Here is a 16,124-nt window from a genome sequence, read left to right on the forward strand (position 1 = left end):
ATATGGACACCCGCCACCTCGTCGATCGCGAGATCGCGCCGATCATCGACCTGTTTCCACGGGTCGACCTGGACGCGGCGCCGATCGCGCAGATTCGTGCCAAGGCGGCGGAGACCTATTCGATCCTGCCGCCGCCGGTGATTGCGCCCGAGAGGCTGGTCGTGCCGTCGATCCATGGCGGGCCCGATATCCCGGTGTTCCTCTATCGCCCGTCCGCGAAGCGCGCTGGCGGCGGCGCCATCCTGCATATCCATGGTGGCGGCATGGTGATGGGATCGATCGAGCAGATGCAGGCCGGGCCTGCGGCGCTGGCGGCTGCGGCGGGCGTACCGGTCGCATCGGTCGAATATCGCCTTGCCCCCGAACACCCCTTCCCTGCCCCCCAAGAGGATTGCCATTCCGCGCTGACGTGGCTCGCAGGACAGGCTGATGCGCTGGGCTTCGACGCGAACCGGATTGTCGTCGCGGGCGAGAGCGCGGGCGGCGGGCTGGCCGCCGCGCTCGCGATCATGGCGCGAGACCTCGGCGGTCCGGCGATCGCGGGACAGCTCCTGACCTATCCGATGCTCGATCATCGGACCGGCAGCGATGCCTGTCCGTACAATAATCCGACGACTGGCGAGTTCATCTGGACGCGCGCGAGCAATCGCTTCGGCTGGCGCGCGCTGCAGGGCGATTACAAGGCCGACGATGCCCGGCGCGGCTGGTTTTCGCCCAGCCTTGTCGAGGATCTGTCGAACCTGCCCCCCGCCTATATCGCGACCGGCAGCCTCGACCTCTTCTTCGACGAGAATCTCGACTATGCGCGGCGTCTTGTCGCGGCGGGGGTGCCGATTGATCTGCACAGCTATGCCGGGGCGATCCATGCCTTCAACGCCATCCCGGACGCCGCGCTGTCACAGCGCTTCAACGGTGGATTGTTGGCGGCCGCTGCGGCGATGACGGGGCCGACGGACGGTTGAGGAAGCGGGCCCGGCCGCGTCCGCCAACGAGCGATTGCGGACGGCCGGCCTCCTGAACTTCGTCATTCCCGCGAAAGCGGGAACCCAGAGCGGGCGTCGGCTGGCTTATCGCTGGGTTCCCGCTTTCGCGGGAATGGCGAAGGTAGGGATCGCAATTCTCCACCCCAAACCTCCGTTGCTTCAGGCCGCTATGGCTTCGGCCCCATCTGATCCTATATCCCGACAAGGATGGAGAAACGGGCATGGTCGGGCAAAGCGAGTATCAGCTTTTCGAAACGGCGGCCGGTGTCGCTGCGATCGGCTGGGCAAGCGGCGGCGTTGTGAGTTTTCGTCTGCCCGCGCCGAGCGCGGGCGAAGCCGAGCGCGCCATTCTGCGCCGCCTGCCCGATGCGGTGCGTGCCGAGCCCCCGGCTGAAACAGCGGCGGTCATCGACGCGGCGATCCGCTATTTCCATGGGGAGCGGATCGAATTCTTCGACGTACCGATCGATCTGGGCGAACTGCCCCCTTTCTTTGCGGCGGTTTACGATTTTGTTCGCAAGCTCGGCTGGGGCGAGACGACCACCTATGGCGCCGTCGCGCGGGCGCTGGATGTCGGCCCCGAGCATGCCCGCGCGGTCGGACAGGCGATGGCAACCAATCCCGTCCCGTTGATCGTCCCCTGCCACCGCGTCATGGCCGCGGGCGGCAAGATCGGCGGCTTCTCTGCGCCGGGTGGATCGACGTCCAAGGCGCATATGCTCGAACTCGAAGGCGTGCCGATGGCTCCCGTTCAGCAGGGGTTCGACTTCTAGGCCGCGACCGCATCCGCGCCGTGACTCGCCGCCGCTTCGAGCAGACGTTTTTCAAGGCTCTTCACCCGCGCGGCGCTGTCGATCTTGTCGCCGATCAGGTCGGTCACGTAAAATGTGTCGACCGCGCGCTCGCCATAGGTCGCGACATGCGCACTGTGCACCGTCACCTTTGACTGGAAGAGCGCATAGGCAAGCTGGTTGAGGAGCGCCGGGCGATCCTGCGCATTGACCTCGATCACGGTGAACCGGTTCGACGCCTTGTTGTCGACGAAAACGTTGGGCGCGACACGGAACGCCTCGGCACGTGTCCGGGGGAGCGCACGCGCTTCGAGCTTCGGCAGCAATTTATGGCGGTTGGCGAGTGCATCCTCGATCGCGCGGGTCAGCCGGCCGATCTGTCCGGCCTCAGCGAAAGGACGCCCCAACGGATCCTGGACAAGGAAATTGTCAAGAGCGAGTCCGTCGCGGGTCGTGTGAATACGCGCGTCGATGATGTTGCCGCCGGCAAGATGGATACCGCCCGCGATCCGATAGAAGAGCCCCGGATGGTCGGCGGCGAGCACCATCACCAAAGTCGCACCGCGATCGTCGTCGGGGACCGCTGCGATGTGCAGCGGCGCGTCACCCGCCTGCCGGATATGAACGAGATTGGCGGCGATGACCTCGACCGGCTCGGCGATCCAATAGCTTTCGGGAAGGCGCTTTGCGACCTTGTCGAAGGTCTTTCGGTCGAAACCGAACTGCGCCGCGACCGCCTCTTTCTTGCTTTCAATCCGCGCTTCGCGGCCGCGCTGCTTGTGGCCGAGGCGCAGCACTTCCTCGGCGGCGTCATATAGTTCGGTCAGTAGCTGGCGTTTCCAACCGTTCCACACGCCGGGGCCGACCGCGCGGATATCGACGACGGTGAGCACGAGCAGCAGGCGCAGGCGCTCGGGGCTTTGCACGACCTGCGCGAAATCGAGGATCGTCTTGAAATCGGCGAGGTCGCGTTTGAAAGCGGTTGCCGACATCAGCAAGTGATAGCGCACGAGCCACGACACGGTTTCAGTCTCGGCCTCGTTCAGTCCTAACCGCGGGCATACGCGCAGCGCGAGTTCGGCGCCGAGCACGCTATGGTCGCCGCCTCGCCCCTTCGCGATATCGTGGAGCAGCACCGCGACATAGATGACGCGCCGCGAATGGATCTGGTCCATGATCGCGGTCGACAGCGGATGATCGTCTTGCAGCCGGTTCTGCTCGATGTTGGCCAGTAATCCGATCGCGCGGATCGTATGCTCGTCGACGGTATAATGGTGATACATGTCGAACTGCATCTGCGCGACGACGCGGCCGAAATCGGGAACGAAGCGGCCGAATACGCCTGCCTCGTTCATCCAGCGCAGCACCGTTTCGGGATCGCGCGGGCTGGTCAACACGTCGAGGAACAATTCATTCGCGCGCGCGATGCGACGCACCCCGCGCGCGTCGATCAGCTTCGCATCGTGCCGCGCCTGACGCATCGCCTGCGGATGGATTTCGAGGCCATGTTTGTCGGCGAGCGCAAAGATTTCGACCAACCGCACAGGATCCTGCTGGAAGAAATCGTCGCTCGGCAGCGCAAGCCGGCCGCGGTCGAGGACGAAGCCGTTGAGCTTGCCCGGGCGGCGGCGGAGCGTCGGCAGGAAACGCCGCCCACGCGCCGCCATCTGGTCGTCGAGATGCGCGAGGAAGGTGCCGGTAACGTCGCCGACGCTTTTCGCGTGGAGGAAATAAAGCTGCATGAAGCGCTCGACCGCACTCTTGCCTGGCCGATCGGCGAAGTGCATGCGGCGCGCGATTTCGGGCTGAAAATCGAAGGTCAGCCGGTCCTCGGCACGGCCCGCGAGCGAGTGAAGGTGACAGCGCACCGCGAGCAGGAAATTTTCGGCGCGCTCGAACTGGCGCAGTTCGCGGCCAGAGAGCAAACCCGCGCTGACCAACTCGGGAACAGTGCGGACGCGGTGGATGAACTTGCCGATCCAGAAGAGCGTATGGAGGTCGCGAAGCCCTCCCTTCCCTTCCTTCACATTGGGTTCGACGACATAGCGTGAGTCGCCCATGCGCTTGTGTCGCTCGTCACGCTCGGCCAGCTTGTCGGCGACGAATGCCCGCGCATTGCCCGCGACGACCTCGGCATCGAAACGCGCCGACGCCTGATCATACAAGTCGCGGTCGCCCCAGATGAAGCGCCCTTCGAGCAGCGCGGTGCGAATCGTGAGATCTTCTTTCGCCGCGCGAACCATCTCGTCGAGCGAACGCGATGAATGGCCGACCTTCAGACCCAGATCCCATAGCGTATAGAGCTGCGCCTCGATCACCTGCTCGGTCCAGCTCGTCTGCTTGAACGGCGTCAGGAAACCGATGTCGATGTCGCTATGCGGCGCCATTTCGCCGCGCCCATAGCCGCCGACGGCGATCAAGGTTATGCGTTCGCCCGCCGAGCGGTTGTTCGCGGGGTAGAGGTGGTCCGTGGTGAAATCGTGGCTGAGACGGACGATCTGGTCGATCAGGAACGCCATCGCATTCGCCACGACACGTCCCGCCGACGGTCGCTCGAGCAGACGGCGCTCGATCTCGGCGCGCCCCGCTTCGAGCGCGCCCTTGAGCAGATCAACCATCGCGCGACGGCGTTTTCCGGTATCGCTTGTTTCATCCGCAATTTCGTCGAGCCGTCCCGATAGCGCCCGGCGATCGATGATCGCGCGGCGCTGGTCGAGATTGTCGAACAGGTCGCTCATGCTTCGTCCGCCATTAGCCGCTTGAGCGCATAAAGCGCATCGAGCGCTTCGCGTGGGGCAAGCGCGTCGGGATCGATATGGCCAAGCGCCTCGCGCAGCGCATCCTTTGCGGCGGCCGGCGCCTCGGCGAGCGTGGCGGCGAAGAGCGGCAGGTCGTCGAGCCCTGCGGCGAGGCCTCCCGTCTTCTCGCGCCCCGCTTCGAGCTTGGCGAGCACCGCTTCGGCGCGCTTCACCACCCCCGCCGGAACGCCGGCGAGGCGCGCGACTGCAAGGCCATAGCTGCGGTCGGCGGGGCCTTCGGCGAGTTCGTGGAGCAGCACCAGATCGCCCTGCCATTCACGCGCGCGGACGTGGTGAAGCGACAATGCGTTCAGCGTTTCGGCAAGCCGCGTCAGTTCGTGATAGTGGGTGGCGAAGAGGCAGCGGCACTTGTTCACCTCGTGCACCGCCTCGACCACCGACCAGGCGAGCGCGAGCCCGTCGTAGGTCGATGTGCCGCGCCCGACCTCGTCGAGGATTACAAAGCTTTGCGGCGTCGCCTGCGCAAGGATCGCCGCGGTCTCGACCATCTCGACCATGAAGGTCGAGCGCCCGCGCGCCAGATTGTCGCTCGCACCGACCCGGCTGAACAGCCGGTCGACGAGTCCGAGCTTCGCCGACGCCGCAGGCACGAACCCGCCCGCCTGCGCGAGCACGACGATCAACGCATTCTGGCGCAGGAAGGTCGATTTACCGCCCATATTCGGGCCGGTGACGAGCCAGAGCCGGTCGCGCGGCGACAGCGAGACATCGTTGGGCACGAAACGATCGCCCGATTTCGCAAGTGCAGCCTCGACCACCGGATGACGGCCGCCGCTGACATCCAGACACGGCTCGTCGGCGAGGTCGGGGCGGCACCAATTGTGGCTCATCGCATGGTCGGCGAGCGACGCGGCGACATCGATGCGCGCGAGGACGTCGCACGAGGCTGCGATGGCCTCGCGCCGTGCGATCGCTGCGTCGGTCAGCGATTCGAGATGCGCGGCCTCAGCGGCGATGGCATGAACGGCCGCCTGCGTTACCCGGCTCGCGGCCTCGTGGAGATCGGATGAATTGAAGCGCACCACACCCGCGAGCGTCTGACGATGGGTGAAGCCCGATTCGGGCGCCATCAGCGCGTCGGCATGTTTTGCAGGCACCTCGACATGATAGCCGAGCACACCGTTGTGGCGGATCTTGAGCGAGGCGATGCCGGTGCGGTCGCGATAATCGGCTTCGAGCGCCGCAATGGCCTTGCGCCCGTCGCGTGCGGTTTCGCGCAACGCGTCGAGCGCATGATCATAACCCTCGGCGACGTAGCCGCCCTGCGCGGCGTCGACAGGTGGGTTTTCGATCAGCGCGCGGCTGAGTTCATCGACAAGCGTGCCATGGCCGTCGAGTCCCGGAAGCAGGCGTGCGAGCAAGGGCGGCAGGTCGGGACGCAGCGCGAGCCGTTCACGCAAAATTCGCGCGCCGCCAAGCGCATCGCGGAGCTGCGCGAGGTCGCGCGGCCCGCCGCGTCCGGCGACGAGGCGCCCGAGCGCGCGTCCGGCGTCGGGCAAGGCACGCAGCGCCGCGCGCAGTTCGCCGCGCCACAAGGCATCGCGCGCAAGACCGTCGACGAGGTCGAGCCGGTCGAGGATCGCATCCTTGTCGGTGAGCGGGCTTGCGAGATCGTCCGCGAGCAAGCGCGCACCCGCCGCGGTGACAGTGCGGTCGATCGTACCGAGCAGGCTACCGTCGCGCGCACCCGCCATCGTGCGGACGAGTTCGAGGCTTTCGCGCGTCGCGGAGTCGATCGCCATGCACCCCGACGCAAGGTGGCGAAGCGGCGGCTGGAGGAAGGTTGGTCCGCCGGTGCCGACATGGTCGAGATAGGCAACAAGCGCCCCCATCGCGGCGATTTCGCTACGCCCGAACTGGCCGAAACCATCGAGCGTCTGAACGCCGAAGAAGGTTTCGAGGCGCTTCTGCGCACTCGTGCTGGAAAAGTCTGCGGACGGTCGCCGCACGATCTGACGTGCCGAAGAAATCGGCAGTTCGTCGGCACTTTCGCTGAGCAGCAGCTCCGAAGGCGCGAGCCGGGCAAGTTCGGCGTCGACCGCCTGTACCGAAACCGCGACGACCTCAAAGCGCCCGGTCGAAATATCGGCCGCGGCAATCGCCACCTCGCCATCGCTGCCGATCTGCGCGAGCGCGGCGAGGCGGTTCGCGCTGCGCCCTTCGAGCAGGCTTTCCTCGGTCAGCGTGCCCGCGGTGACGAAGCGCACGATGTCGCGCGCGACAAGCGCCTTCGACCCGCCGCGCACCTTCGCCTCGGCTGGGGTTTCAATCTGCTCGGCGATCGCTACGCGGTGTCCGGCACGGATCAACCGCGCGAGATAGGATTCGGCAGCGTGCACCGGCACCCCGCACATCGCCACCGGCTGCCCGTCGTGCTCGCCGCGCGAGGTCAGCGCGATATCGAGCGTCGAGGCTGCGGCCTTCGCATCGTCGAAGAACAGCTCGAAGAAATCGCCCATGCGATAGAAAAGCAGGCAATCCCCGGCCTTGTCCTTCAGCGACCAATATTGCGCCATCATCGGCGTCGCAGCGGACGCGGCATTGTTCGAATTGGCGGCGGAGCGGGCAGTGGCAGGCATACGACATGCTTTGGTCTGGATATGGGCCGGTGGCAAGCATGCCACGCGATTCGCGGGTTCCATTTCCGCTTGGCGACGCTAGGGAATAGGCTCGGGCGCGCGCCTTGTGGATCAATCGAGAGGACAAATGATGGACAGCGGCAGCAAGGTACAGTTTTCGGACCGCGAGGCCCTGCTTTACCATGAATATGGCCGGCCCGGGAAAATCGAGATCGTCGCATCGAAACCGATGGCGACGCAACGCGACCTCAGCCTCGCCTATTCGCCCGGCGTCGCGGTTCCGGTGAACGCGATCGCCGAAGATCCGGCCAAGGCCTATGATTATACGATCAAGGGCAATCTGGTTGCTGTCATCTCTAACGGGACCGCAATTCTCGGCCTCGGCAATCTCGGTGCGCTCGCCTCGAAGCCGGTGATGGAAGGCAAGGCGGTGTTGTTCAAGCGCTTCGCCGACGTCGATTCGATCGACCTCGAAGTCGATACCGAAGACCCGCAGCGCTTCATCGAAGCAGTCGAACTGCTTGCGCCGAGCTTTGGCGGCATCAACCTCGAAGACATCGCCGCGCCGAACTGTTTCATCATCGAAGCGGCGCTGAAGGAACGCATGAACATCCCGGTGTTCCATGACGACCAGCATGGGACCGCTATCATCACCGCCGCAGGCCTCATCAACGCCTGTTACCTGACGGGCCGTGACCTTTCGACGGTGAAGGTCGTCGTAAACGGTGCCGGCGCCGCGGCGATTGCATGTACCGCGCTGATCAAGGCGATGGGCGTGCGGCACGAAAATGTGATCATGTGCGACCGCAAGGGCACCATCTATCAGGGCCGTACCGACGGCATGGACCAGTGGAAATCGGCGCATGCGGTGCCGACCGAAGCGCGCGACCTGACCGAAGCGCTCGTCGGGGCGGACGTGTTCCTCGGCCTCTCGGCCGCAGGCGCGCTGAAGCCCGAAATGGTGAAGGATATGGCGCCGGCGCCGATCATCTTCGCGATGGCGAACCCCGACCCCGAAATCTCGCCGCCCGACGCGCGCGCGGCGCGGCCCGATGCGATCATCGCGACGGGCCGTTCGGATTATCCGAACCAGGTCAACAACGTGCTCTGCTTCCCCTTCATCTTCCGCGGCGCGCTCGACGTCCATGCGACCGCGATCAACGAAGAGATGAAGATCGCGGCCGCCTATGCGATCGCCGACCTCGCGCGCCAGCAGGTGCCCGAGGAAGTCGCCGCGGCCTACGGCGGCCGCGCATCGAGCTTCGGACCCGAGTATATCATCCCCTCGCCCTTCGATCCGCGTTTGATGGAAATCGTGCCGGCGGCGGTTGCCGAAGCCGCGATGAAGACCGGCGTTGCTCAGCGGCCGATCGAGAATCTCGAAGAATATCGCACCCAACTCCGCGCCCGGCTCAACCCGACGACCTCGGTGCTCACGCTCGCCTATGAGGCCGCGCGCAACAATCCAAAGCGTGTTGTCTTTGCCGAGGGCGAGGAGGAAGTCGTACTGCGCGCCGCAATCCAGTTCCGCGACGGCGGCTATGGCATTCCCGTGCTCGTCGGCCGCGAAGGGCTGCACGACAAGCTGCGCGCGATGGGCGTCGCCGATGCCGAAAGCTTCGAAGTCCACAACAGCGTCAATTCGCCGCACGTGCCGCAGATGGTCGAAATGCTTTACGAACGGCTGCAGCGCCGCGGCTATCTCCGCCGCGACGTCGAACGCATGGTCAATCGCGACCGCAACATCTTCGGCTCGCTGCTGCTCAAAATGGGTCTCGGCGACGCGATGATCACGGGCACGACGCGCACTTATTCGCAGTCGATGCGTGAAGTCCGGCGGGTGATCGACCATGCCGAGGGCAAGACGCCGTTCGGCATCCATATCCTGGTCGATCAGCATCACACAATCTTCATGGCGGACACCACGGTCAACGAGCGGCCGACCGCCGAAATGCTCGCCGATATCGCCGAGCGCACCGCGCAGGTTGCGCGACGCATGGGTCACGAACCCCGTGTGGCCTTCCTTTCCTATTCGACCTTCGGCAATCCCGAAGGGAGCTGGCTCGAAAGCATTCGCGAGGCGGTGTCGATTCTCGACCAACGGAGCCCCGGTTTCGAATATGAAGGCGAAATGGCACCCGACGTCGCGCTCAACGAGAAGGTGATGAAGAATTATCCCTTCTGCCGTCTGTCGGGACCAGCAAATGTCCTGATCATGCCGGGCCTGCAGTCGGCGAACCTGTCGGCGAAGCTGCTCCGCGAACTCGGCGGCGGGGCCGTCATCGGCCCGATGCTGGTCGGTATGGAAAAGCCCGTGCAGGTCGCCACGATGGCATCGACCGCATCAGACCTCGTCACCCTCGCCGTGCTCGCTGCGGGCGGGATCGCACAATAAGAAAAAGCGGCGGCGCCTCGATGGTGCCGCCGCTTTTCTGTCTTTGCCGGTGTCTTTGAACTTATTGCCCCGGAGCACCCGCACCCGGCGCACCCACCGCGCCGATGTTGCCGAAGATATCCTCGAAGAAGCTGCGATGACGGCCGAGCGTCGGCGTCTTGTCGCCGTCGGGGCTGATCCGGCTCACCAGTTCGAGACCGGTGCGGTCGACTGCAGCGACGTTACCCGCCGGATCGAAGCGGACGCGCAGCACCTGCTGCCCCACCGGGCGCGGCTTGGCAAAGGCGAGCTGCCGCGTTTCGCGCGACACATAATAATATTCATTGTTGCTGAACTGGCCGACGAAGGTCGGACGGCCGAGCGTCTTTTCCACCGACTCGCGGTTGTCGACACCCGGCGTGATCGCTTCGGTCAGCAGTGGGTCGACAACATAGCCCTGCCGACCCTTGAGCTGCGAGCAACCGCTGACGGTCAGCGCGAGCGCCAACCCGGCAACGACCAGGCGCATGGGGCGGGGCGAAATTTTGGGCGCATGGATCGGCATCAACATATCTCCGTTGCGCCCTTTTTCAGCGGGCGCTGGCAATCGCGCCTCTTAACCGCAAGCGGTCGGCGCATACAAGCGGCTTATGCCGCCGCAAAGCTTGCGCCAAGCTGACTGGCCTCTAGGTCCGGCACCGGCCCGCTCCCCCACCCGGCCTCCCCAACGATAGTAGCCTATGGCAAGCGGGGTGGGGAGCGGGCCGGTGCCGGACTGTTTCAGCGCCCCCTTTTCCGGTGACATGATTCGGCCTAAGCGTTCCGCATGTTTTCTTCGCTCCGCAAATTCTTCGCATCCGAGCCCGACCCGCGCGAGGCGCGCCGTCCGCTGTGGAACGCCGTCGTCGAAACCGCGCGCGCGCCGCACTGGTACGCAAACGGCACGGTCCCCGACACACTCGACGGGCGGTTCGACATGATCAGCCTGGTGTTGGCGCTCGTCCTGCACCGGATCGACGACGAACCGGCACAAGGCCTCGCGGGCGTTCAACTGACCGAATTGTTCGTCAACGACATGGACGGCCAGATGCGCCAGATCGGCTTTGGCGACATGGTCGTCGGCAAACAGGTCGGTCGCATGATGAGCGCGCTTGGCGGCCGCCTTGGCGCCTATCGTGCCGCCGACGGATCGGCCGAATTGCGCGCCGCGTTGGTACGCAACTTGTGGCGCGGGGCGGAACCTGACGAAGCGGGATTGGCGCATGTGATGGCTGAAGTCGTATCGCTGCGCAGCCGACTTGCCGCAACGCCGGTGTCCGCCCTCATCGTCGCCGATCGACTGGATGGATCGCGGACGTGAGCGTGTCCGAATTCTCGCTGATCGTGACGCTCGCCGATGCGGCGCACGGTCGCATCATTTCGGTCGAAGTCGACGCGGCCGCGCGCGACGCAATTGCCCGGCGGCTCGGCCTGACTGCGCTCGACCGCTTTATCTTCACCGCCGAGGTGCGCACCATTGCGGGCGGGATCGGAGCGAAAGGCGAAGTGCGGGCCGATGTCGTACAAGCCTGCGCCGCGACCGACCTGCCTATTCCAGCTGCAATTGCCGAACCTTTCGATCTTCGCTTCCTGCGCGATGTCGATGCGCCGGTCAGCGAGCACGAAGAAATTGAGATCGATAGCGACGATCTCGACCTTCTGCCGCTCGACGGCGACCGGATCGACCTTGGCGAAGCGGCGGTGCAGACATTGTCGCTCGCGCTCGATCCCTTTCCGCGTCACCCCGACGCCGAGCGCATCCTTGCCGAAAAAGGCGTGCTCAGCGAGGAAGCGGCGGGGCCGTTTGCAGCGCTGGCGAAATTGCGCGGGAAGCCGAACGCCTAGCCGCCTTCGTCCGGCGCCGGCTTCACTTCTTCCTCGACCAGATCGGCCACCGCAGCATCGAGTCCCGGCTCTTTCTTTGCGTCCGGCGCTTCCGATTTCGGTTTTTCGGCTGCCTTTTCGTCGCGCGTCGGCGGAAGCGCACCGCCGAGCGCATTGGCGAGGCCGAGCAATTGTTCGCCGATCACCTTGTCGACCGCGGGCGCGATCTCGGCGACTTTGAAGCGCATGTAGCCGCCAACGACATAGTCGAAACGCAGCGCGCTGCCCGTCGGGGTTTCCTTGATCTGGATCGTCAGTGTGCCGTTTAGCGCCTCGCCCTGGAGCGGACCGAAGGCGCCCGACAGTCGCAGCATCTGGCCGGGTTTCGAAAAGAGGACGCGCGCGTGCTGGACGCTGCCAACGCCCCAACCGGTATCGGGCAATTTCTCGCAGAAACAGCCACCCGCCTGCGAATCGAGCCAGAAGTTCGCGGCATCGCCCGACCAGCTATGATCCTTGGACCACCAGCTTTCGGGTATACGGAGCATTTTCCACACGTCCGCCGGGGTCGCGGCGACCTGCGCCGTATGCGCGACACTGAAACCGGCCTCGCTCTGGTCGACAACCTTGGCGTTTGCCACAGGCGCGACAGACAGTCCCGCGATCAGCGCGGCGCCCACGAAATATCTGGTAATTGCCATCAGCCCATCCCCCTCGGCGCCTCAATAACCGGCGTCGGAGGGACTGACTAGCCTCAGCCCGCGAGGATCGTTTCGATCGCGTCGTTGACCTCGTCGATCGGCGCCATGCCGTCGACATGCGTCACGATGCCGCGAGCTTCGTAGATCGGCAGAATCGGCGCGGTCTTGGCGCGATATTCGGCCATGCGCGTGCGCACCGTTTCCTCATTGTCATCGGGGCGGCGCTTGAATTCATCGCTACCGCAAACGTCGCAAACATTGTCCACCTTGGGGAGCTTGTAGCGGTCGTGATAGCCCGCGCCGCATTTGGCGCAGCTGAAGCGGCCGGTGATGCGGTCGACGAGCGCGTCTTCCTCGACCTGCAGCTCGATCACATGGTCGAGCTTGCGTCCGCGCGCCGACAGGATCCCGTCGAGCGCTTCGGCCTGCGCAGCGGTGCGCGGATAGCCGTCGAAAATTACCGAAACGTCGCTGCCAAGCTGGTCGAGCCGTTCGCCGATCAGGCCCGAGACGATCTCGTCCGAAACGAGCTCGCCCGCGTCCATCACCGCTTTCGCCTGCACGCCGATCGGCGTTCCCGCCTTGACCGCCGCGCGCAGCATGTCGCCGGTCGAGAGCTGGACCATGCCATGCTCCTCTTCCAGGCGCACCGCCTGCGTTCCCTTGCCCGCTCCCGGCGGACCCAGCAAAATGATATTCAGCGTCATGGAAGCCCCTGTTGCCTCTGCCGTGTCGCAGTTGCCGTAGCGAGCGCCTTAGCGCCGCGCAACGCCGCCTTTCAATTTAGCCTTCTTGATGAGGTCGCCATATTGATGCGCGAGCATGTGACTCTGGATCTGGCTGATCGTGTCGATCGTGACGTTCACGATGATGAGGAGGCTGGTGCCGCCGAGCTGGAACGGCAAACCCGACCCCGCGATGAAATATTCGGGGATCAGACAGATCGCCGCCAGATAGGCCGCGCCGAGCACGGTGATGCGCGTCAGCACGAAATCGAGATAGGCGGCGGTATTCTTCCCCGGGCGGATGCCGGGAATGAAACCGTTCTGCCGCTTCAGATTGTCGGCGGTTTCTTCGGGATTGAAGACGACCGCGACGTAGAAGAAGCAGAAGAAGACGATGCCCGCGGCATAGAGCGCCATATAAAGCGGCTGGCCGTGCGCGAGATACTGATTGAGCGTGATCAGAAAATCTCCGGTGGCGGTGTCGCCCTGAACATTCTGGCCCATCATCTGGGTGACGGTCAGCGGCATCAATAGCAGCGACGAGGCGAAGATCGGCGGGATCACGCCCGCGGTGTTGACCTTCAGCGGCAAATGGCTGCGGTCGGCCTGCATCACGCCACGCTGCGTCGCGCGCTTGGGATATTGGACGAGGACGCGGCGCTGCGCGCGCTCCATGAAGCTGATGAAGGCGATCACGACGATCGCGCCGCCGAGCACGGCGAGGATCGTGCCGCCGCCCATCGAACCTTCGCGAACCTGCGTGAACATCTGTGCGAAGCTGCGCGGCAGCTGGGCCAGAATGCCCGCCATGATGATCAGCGAGACGCCGTTACCGATCCCGCGACTGGTGATCTGTTCGCCGAGCCACATGAGGAAGAGCGTACCGCCGACGATCGAGATGACGGCGCCGATGCGGAACATCATGCCGGGATCGACGACCGCGGCGATTCCCTGCGTCGCGCCAAGCGATTCAAGCCCGACGGCGATAAAATAGCCCTGGATCGCGGTCAGCGCGACGGTGCCGTAACGCGTGTACTGGTTGAGCTTCTTGCGCCCGCTTTCGCCCTCTTTCTTGAGCGCGGCGAGGCTGGGCGACAGCGCCGCAGCGAGCTGCACGACGATCGACGCCGTAATATAGGGCATGACGCCGAGCGCAATGATGCTCATGCGCTCCAGGCTGCCGCCCGAGAAAGTGTTGAAGATATCGAGAACGCCGCCCGACGCGGCCTGGCTGTAGAGCGACGCCAGCGCAACGGGATCGACCCCCGGCAGCGGCACGAACGACAGGAAACGAAAGACGATCAGCGCGCCAATCGTGAACCAGATACGGTTCTTGAGTTCGGTCGCCTGACCGAACTTCGAAAAATTGAGGTTGGATGCAAGCTGATCGGCGCGAGAGGCCATGGGTGTTTTCCTCGGATATTCCGGACCGCGCCCCCCGCGACCCGGCGCCTATGTGCGTTCGGCGGTGACGAAGCGCAAGGGGAAAGGCCTATTTTGCAACGCAGCTCGTCGATAGCGGCTGCGCCATCCGTTCGCATCGAACGGGAAATAACAGATCGTCAAACAACAAAGGGGCGGCCCGTATCTGGAACCGCCCCTTCGCTTGATTATTCCGCCTTGGCTTTGGCGCGGCGCTGAGCCTTCTTGCCTTCGGGTGCCGCTTCCTTGACTTCGGGAAGTTCGACCTTGCCGCCGGCCTTTTCGACCGCCTCGATCGCGCCCTTCGACGCGCCGGCAACGGCAAAGTTCAGCTTCGCGGTAAGTTCACCCTTGGCGAGGAGGCGGACGCCATCCTTGCCGCCGCGTGCAACGCCGGCAGCCTTGAGCGCGGCATGATCGATGACAGCTTTGGCATCGAGCTTCTTCTCATCGACGAGCTTCTGGATCATGCCCAGATTCACGATCGCGAAGTCCTTGCCGAAGATGTTGTTGAAGCCGCGCTTCGGGATACGCATGTGGAGCGGCATCTGGCCGCCCTCGAAGCCGTTGATCGCGACGCCGCTGCGAGCCTTCTGGCCCTTCTGGCCGCGGCCGGCGGTCTTGCCCTTGCCCGAGCCGATGCCGCGTCCGACGCGCATACGGCCCTTGCGGGCGCCATTGTTGTCACGAAGTTCGTTAAGCTTGATAGTCATGGTTGCACTCGCTTTCGCTGTGTTCGCGCTATGGACCGAAGCCGATTTGTATTTTCGGCTTAGTCCGGTTCGATTTCACTCGATGGCTGAAAGCCGGGGTAAGCCCCGGCCTTTTCCATCACGATGGCCTGGGCGACATAGCCGCGGCCATCGACATTGGTGATCGAGGGGCTGCCGTGGAGCTCCACCCCCGGTTGAGCAGTCCTTCGACGCGGGCGCAAAAGGCCGCGTCGTCGGGACCGGTCAACAGGCGGTAGAGCTTCACCGCCGTTTAGCCCTCGACGACTTCCACCATGTGCGGAAGCTTGCGGATCATGCCGCGCACTTCCGGGGTGTCGACCAGTTCGACCTCGCGGTTCATCTTGCCCAGGCCGAGGCCGGTCAGGATGGCGCGCTGGCCCTTGGGACGACGGATCGGCGAGCCGATCTGGCGGATCTTGATCTTCTTGTCAGCCATCGTCTTACTCCGTCACCGCCGCGGCTTCGGCCTCGGCTGCGCGGTCGGACGCACCGCCACGCTTGATCAGGTCCGAAACCTTCTTGCCGCGACGCTGCGCGACCGACTTCGGGCTGGTCTGTTCACCGAGCGCCTCGAAGGTTGCGCGGATCATGTTGTAGGGGTTCGAGGTGCCGACCGACTTGGTCACCACGTCGGCAACGCCCAGCGATTCGAACACGGCGCGCATCGGGCCACCGGCGATGATGCCCGTACCGGCGGGTGCCGAACGCAGCGTCACATTGCCGGCGCCGAACACACCGCGACCATCATGGTGCAGCGTGCGGCCGTCGCGCAGCGGAACGCGGATCATTGCCTTCTTGGCAGCAGCGGTCGCCTTCGAAATGGCTTCGGGCACTTCGCGCGCCTTGCCATGGCCGAAACCGGCGCGGCCCTTGCCATCGCCGACGACGACGAGCGCAGCGAAACCGAAGCGCTTACCGCCCTTCACGGTCTTCGAAACGCGGTTGATGTGAACGAGCTTTTCGATCAGCTCTTCGCCACCTTCTTCGTCGCGCGGGCGACGGTCGTCGCGGCGGCCGCGGCCACCTTCACGACCACCACGGCCACCGTCGCGGCCGCCACGGCCACGGCGGGGAGCGCCGGTGTTTTCGGTCGCTTCGACAGCGCCTTCGACGTTCTGTACTTCGTCAGCCAT

At 64.7% G+C, this 16,124-nt stretch carries 15 protein-coding genes and 1 pseudogene; 5 read left to right on the plus strand and 11 right to left on the minus strand.

Features of this window, described 5'->3' with window-relative positions:
* Positions 1-2: 2 nt before the first annotated feature.
* On the plus strand, positions 3-962 hold the full coding sequence (locus BLW56_RS07630) for an alpha/beta hydrolase (protein WP_093509965.1): 960 nt from the start codon (positions 3-5) through the stop codon (positions 960-962).
* Positions 963-1,204: 242 nt separating this feature from the next.
* Positions 1,205-1,756, plus strand: coding sequence for a methylated-DNA--[protein]-cysteine S-methyltransferase (locus BLW56_RS07635; RefSeq protein WP_093509966.1), 552 nt, complete (start codon positions 1,205-1,207; stop codon positions 1,754-1,756).
* Here the strand turns inward: BLW56_RS07635 and BLW56_RS07640 are convergent.
* Both BLW56_RS07640 and mutS read right to left on the minus strand, forming a co-directional pair.
* Positions 1,753-4,512, minus strand: a complete 2,760-nt coding sequence (locus BLW56_RS07640; RefSeq protein WP_093509967.1) for a [protein-PII] uridylyltransferase — start codon at positions 4,510-4,512, stop codon at positions 1,753-1,755. The genes BLW56_RS07635 and BLW56_RS07640 overlap by 4 nt on opposite strands.
* Positions 4,509-7,172 (minus strand): DNA mismatch repair protein MutS, encoded by a 2,664-nt coding sequence (gene mutS / locus BLW56_RS07645; RefSeq protein WP_093509968.1) that lies wholly within the window; start codon positions 7,170-7,172, stop codon positions 4,509-4,511. The genes BLW56_RS07640 and mutS overlap by 4 nt, the downstream gene beginning before the upstream one ends.
* A gap of 130 nt (positions 7,173-7,302) precedes the next feature.
* Between mutS and BLW56_RS07650 the strand changes: the two genes are divergently transcribed.
* On the plus strand, positions 7,303-9,567 hold the full coding sequence (locus tag BLW56_RS07650) for an NADP-dependent malic enzyme (protein WP_093510850.1): 2,265 nt from the start codon (positions 7,303-7,305) through the stop codon (positions 9,565-9,567).
* A gap of 61 nt (positions 9,568-9,628) precedes the next feature.
* Here BLW56_RS07650 and BLW56_RS07655 read toward each other — a convergent pair whose 3' ends face one another.
* Positions 9,629-10,111, minus strand: a complete 483-nt coding sequence (locus BLW56_RS07655; protein WP_177175936.1) for an outer membrane protein assembly factor BamE — start codon at positions 10,109-10,111, stop codon at positions 9,629-9,631.
* 261 nt (positions 10,112-10,372) lie between these two features.
* Between BLW56_RS07655 and BLW56_RS07660 the strand changes: the two genes are divergently transcribed.
* Together BLW56_RS07660 and BLW56_RS07665 are read left to right on the plus strand one after the other, a co-directional pair.
* Positions 10,373-10,906, plus strand: a complete 534-nt coding sequence (locus BLW56_RS07660; RefSeq protein WP_093509970.1) for a ubiquinol-cytochrome C chaperone family protein — start codon at positions 10,373-10,375, stop codon at positions 10,904-10,906.
* The gene (locus BLW56_RS07665; protein ID WP_093509971.1) at positions 10,903-11,430 is read left to right on the plus strand and encodes a YceD family protein; all 528 of its coding nucleotides are present in this window, start codon (positions 10,903-10,905) and stop codon (positions 11,428-11,430) included. Before BLW56_RS07660 ends, BLW56_RS07665 begins: the two co-directional genes overlap by 4 nt.
* Here BLW56_RS07665 and BLW56_RS07670 read toward each other — a convergent pair.
* The 8 genes and pseudogenes from BLW56_RS07670 to rpsE form a co-directional block, all read right to left on the minus strand.
* Positions 11,427-12,110, minus strand: coding sequence for a hypothetical protein (locus BLW56_RS07670; RefSeq protein ID WP_093509972.1), 684 nt, complete (start codon positions 12,108-12,110; stop codon positions 11,427-11,429). The two genes, BLW56_RS07665 and BLW56_RS07670, sit on opposite strands and share 4 nt — an antisense overlap.
* Before the next feature lie 53 nt (positions 12,111-12,163).
* Positions 12,164-12,817, minus strand: coding sequence for an adenylate kinase (locus BLW56_RS07675; RefSeq protein ID WP_177175876.1), 654 nt, complete (start codon positions 12,815-12,817; stop codon positions 12,164-12,166).
* A 48-nt stretch (positions 12,818-12,865) separates the two neighbouring features.
* Positions 12,866-14,239: a preprotein translocase subunit SecY gene (gene secY, locus BLW56_RS07680; protein ID WP_093509973.1), complete on the minus strand. Its 1,374-nt coding sequence runs from the start codon at positions 14,237-14,239 to the stop codon at positions 12,866-12,868.
* A gap of 206 nt (positions 14,240-14,445) precedes the next feature.
* On the minus strand, positions 14,446-14,970 hold the full coding sequence (gene rplO / locus BLW56_RS07685; protein WP_093509974.1) for a 50S ribosomal protein L15: 525 nt from the start codon (positions 14,968-14,970) through the stop codon (positions 14,446-14,448).
* 59 nt (positions 14,971-15,029) lie between these two features.
* A complete protein-coding gene (locus BLW56_RS21055; RefSeq protein ID WP_371262232.1) occupies positions 15,030-15,158 on the minus strand; it encodes a hypothetical protein in 129 nt (42 codons plus the stop codon).
* A gap of 29 nt (positions 15,159-15,187) precedes the next feature.
* Positions 15,188-15,235 (minus strand): annotated as a pseudogene (locus BLW56_RS21060) (DUF1737 domain-containing protein); the annotation flags it as partial.
* A gap of 6 nt (positions 15,236-15,241) precedes the next feature.
* A complete protein-coding gene (gene rpmD / locus BLW56_RS07695; protein ID WP_058806655.1) occupies positions 15,242-15,427 on the minus strand; it encodes a 50S ribosomal protein L30 in 186 nt (61 codons plus the stop codon).
* A gap of 4 nt (positions 15,428-15,431) precedes the next feature.
* Complete coding sequence (rpsE, locus tag BLW56_RS07700; protein WP_093509975.1) at positions 15,432-16,124, minus strand: 30S ribosomal protein S5; 693 nt, start codon at positions 16,122-16,124, stop codon at positions 15,432-15,434.

The organism is Sphingopyxis sp. YR583 (assembly GCF_900108295.1).
Classification (GTDB): domain Bacteria; phylum Pseudomonadota; class Alphaproteobacteria; order Sphingomonadales; family Sphingomonadaceae; genus Sphingopyxis.

Coding starts and splice junctions, on each gene's coding strand:
- rpmD (WP_058806655.1), bottom strand. CDS start 15,427: ATGGCTGACAAGAAGATCAAGATCCGCCAGATCGGCTCGCCGATCCGT.
- BLW56_RS07675 (WP_177175876.1), bottom strand. CDS start 12,817: ATGACGCTGAATATCATTTTGCTGGGTCCGCCGGGAGCGGGCAAGGGA.
- secY (WP_093509973.1), bottom strand. CDS start 14,239: ATGGCCTCTCGCGCCGATCAGCTTGCATCCAACCTCAATTTTTCGAAG.
- rplO (WP_093509974.1), bottom strand. CDS start 14,970: ATGACTATCAAGCTTAACGAACTTCGTGACAACAATGGCGCCCGCAAG.
- BLW56_RS07640 (WP_093509967.1), bottom strand. CDS start 4,512: ATGAGCGACCTGTTCGACAATCTCGACCAGCGCCGCGCGATCATCGAT.
- rpsE (WP_093509975.1), bottom strand. CDS start 16,124: ATGGCTGACGAAGTACAGAACGTCGAAGGCGCTGTCGAAGCGACCGAA.
- BLW56_RS07635 (WP_093509966.1), top strand. CDS start 1,205: ATGGTCGGGCAAAGCGAGTATCAGCTTTTCGAAACGGCGGCCGGTGTC.
- BLW56_RS07655 (WP_177175936.1), bottom strand. CDS start 10,111: ATGCCGATCCATGCGCCCAAAATTTCGCCCCGCCCCATGCGCCTGGTC.
- mutS (WP_093509968.1), bottom strand. CDS start 7,172: ATGCCTGCCACTGCCCGCTCCGCCGCCAATTCGAACAATGCCGCGTCC.
- BLW56_RS07670 (WP_093509972.1), bottom strand. CDS start 12,110: ATGGCAATTACCAGATATTTCGTGGGCGCCGCGCTGATCGCGGGACTG.
- BLW56_RS07650 (WP_093510850.1), top strand. CDS start 7,303: ATGGACAGCGGCAGCAAGGTACAGTTTTCGGACCGCGAGGCCCTGCTT.
- BLW56_RS07630 (WP_093509965.1), top strand. CDS start 3: ATGGACACCCGCCACCTCGTCGATCGCGAGATCGCGCCGATCATCGAC.
- BLW56_RS07660 (WP_093509970.1), top strand. CDS start 10,373: ATGTTTTCTTCGCTCCGCAAATTCTTCGCATCCGAGCCCGACCCGCGC.